Consider the following 2,276-nt stretch of genomic DNA (forward strand, 5'->3'; position numbering starts at 1 on the left):
TGCCTGGAACAAAGGGGCCATAGTCTTCGCCTCGGCGTCCAACTACAACACGAGCGCCCCCTACTACCCGGCCGCCTGCACCAACGTCGTGTCGGTGTCGGCCACCGACGCCAACGACGCCAAGGCGAGCTTCTCCAACTATGGCTCAACCATCGACATTGCCGCTCCCGGGGTCTCCATCCTGACCACCACCAACGGCGGCGGCTACGGCAGCGTCAGCGGAACCTCCTTCTCCTCCCCCATCGCGGCAGGGCTCGGGGCACTCATCCTCTCCGTCAACCCGACCCTGACCAATGCCCAGGTGGTCGATATCATCACCAGGAATGCCGACGACATCGGTGATCCAGGCTTCGACCAGTACTTCGGCAACGGCAGGATCAACGTCCTCAAGAGCCTCACGGCGGCAAAATATGCCGCGGCACAGACCGATACCACCGCGCCGAAAGCCACGATCACCTCGCCCACGAGCGCGAGCACTCTGAAAGGCAAGGTGTCAGTGGCAGTCGCGGCATCGGACAACGTGGGTGTAGCAAAGGTGGACCTTCGCATCAACGGCGCCTCCTTTGCCACCGCAACCACCGCACCGTTCTCCTTCCAGTGGGATACCACCACGATCCCGGATGGCACCTACACCCTCGAAGCAGTGGCCTATGACGGCGCCGGGAACATGGGTCAATCGGGCAACGTGGCGGTTAAAGTCGTCAATACGGTCGACACCACCGCTATCGTCCCCATCGACGTCATTGATGCAATCAACTCCATCAACCAGATCGACATCATCGCCCCGACGGTCGCCATTACCTCACTGGCCAACGGCTTGACCATCGGGACCAAGGCGACCGTCACCATCGCCGCCAGTGACAATGTCAGTGTGAACCGGATCGAGCTTTACATCGACGGCAACCTGCGAGCCACCAGCACCGGCTCCACCTCCCTGTACTACTTCTGGAACACGCGGAAGATTACAAGCGGAGCCCATACCCTCACCGCCAAGGCCTTTGACGCCACCAAGAATATCGGAACCACATCGGTGACGGTCTACAAATAGTCGCTACTCACACACCTACTTTTACCATTTTCCACAAACGGGGCGACCAGAAGGCCGCCCCGTTTGTGTTCGAAATCAATCCCTCGGCACGTTATTGCTCCGGCAACAAACATTCAAATCTTGTAGCAACGCATGCCCCGTCCCTACAATTGGTATCTATAACCACCGGCACATAACTCCACCTCTCTTAAACCAGCCCTCTTCCCATGTCTCCATTTTGTGATGTTCGTCACTTTTTCTTACCTAAAGTTCCATCTTTTCCTGCCGAAGAGTATCACAGAGCAAAGAAAGTTTCCGAAAGGGCAAACTCCGGGTAACCGGAGGACGCAAAGCCACGGGTCCTGCCTCCATGGGCAGGATAGCCGGGTTGTCGAAGAGCAACACCCGCCTTCCATCGGTGCGGGGGTCTGTTTCTGAGGTAGGAAGCAAACTCAACCCATGGAGGTGGCGCATGCGCTGCACGAAACGAGTTTGTGGAAAAGTCGCGACACACCTTGGCATCATCGGAATCCTCTGCCTTGCGGCAGGAATGGCGAATGCCGCCCCATCCCCCCAAAAGTTCGAAACCGATGAACTGCTCATCCAGTTCAAGGCTGGAGTCCACAAGACCGGCTCCGACAGCGTGCTGAAGGTTGTAGGCGCCCAGGAAGCCGAAGAAATCCCCCAGCTCCGGGTAAAGAAGATCAAAGTGCCTACCGCGGCCCGGGCTAAGGTCAAGGCCGCCCTCGCCAAAAACCCCAACGTCAGCTTTGTCGAAGAGAACTATGTGGCTGAGCCGCTTGTAACCCCCAACGACCCCTCCTACGTCTCCCAGTGGCATCTCCCCAAGATCGCAGCGCCGGCGGGATGGGACATCAGCACCGGCTCGAGCACCGTTGACATCGCCATCCTGGACACGGGCGTCGATCCCAGCCACCCCGACTTGGCCGGCAAGCTTCTCCCCGGCTTCAACTTCTACACGAACACCATCGACACCCATGACGTCTATGGCCACGGAACGAAGGTGGCAGGCTCGGCGGCGGCAATGGCCAACAACGCAGCCGGTGTTGCCGGCGTGGCCTGGCAGAACCAGATCATGCCCCTGGTAATCTCGGACTCCACCGGCTACGCCACCTATTCGCGCATGGCCAGCGCCATCACCTACGCCGCCGACCACGGCGTCCGGATCATCAATCTCAGCTTCGGCGGAACCACCAGCTCCTCCACCCTCCAGAACGCCGTCAACTAT

Annotated in this window: 2 protein-coding genes and 1 riboswitch; both genes read left to right on the top strand. The window is 59.2% G+C overall.

The genetic code is table 11. From position 1 onward, the window contains the following. Positions 1 to 1,048: Ig-like domain-containing protein (locus RCH91_RS06010; RefSeq protein WP_306533705.1), on the top strand; the 1,048-nt coding region annotated here is incomplete at its 5' end. 291 nt (positions 1,049 to 1,339) lie between these two features. Next, positions 1,340 to 1,423, top strand: a riboswitch (cyclic di-GMP riboswitch). A 76-nt stretch (positions 1,424 to 1,499) separates the two neighbouring features. Continuing rightward, positions 1,500 to 2,276, top strand: a 777-nt coding sequence (locus tag RCH91_RS06015; protein ID WP_306533706.1) for a S8 family serine peptidase, incomplete at its 3' end; no start/stop codon positions are given.

Source organism: Geobacter sp., from assembly GCF_030834625.1.
GTDB lineage: Bacteria > Desulfobacterota > Desulfuromonadia > Geobacterales > Geobacteraceae > Geobacter.